Annotated in this window: 1 protein-coding gene; it reads right to left on the bottom strand. The window is 43.2% G+C overall.

The annotated features are described in order from the left end of the window. Positions 1–69 precede the first annotated feature (69 nt). A partial coding sequence (locus GSO_RS15360; protein ID WP_010493985.1) for an ISL3 family transposase occupies positions 70–236 on the bottom strand: 167 nt, incomplete at its 5' end.

Raw genomic sequence — 236 nt, 5'->3', positions numbered from 1 at the left:
TTGTCTGAATATCGTACTTGAAGGCATAACAAATAAGCCTACCATCGTGACGTTATTGTGGTAGATAATCTAGGCAATCAGCTGGTAGACGCGTGTGAACATATTGGCCTGATTGGAGAAGCCATAACAAGCACGTTTGAGCTCCTTGATCTTACAGTTGATGCCCTCTATCGGTCCGTTAGAGTAGGACGATTTGGCGGCGTTAATTACTCCATTAAGATTCTTTCGTAGGGTAT

Source organism: Lacticaseibacillus zeae DSM 20178 = KCTC 3804 (genome assembly GCF_000260435.1).
Lineage (GTDB): Bacteria > Bacillota > Bacilli > Lactobacillales > Lactobacillaceae > Lacticaseibacillus > Lacticaseibacillus zeae.
This window is presented reverse-complemented; position numbering and strand designations above follow the sequence as displayed.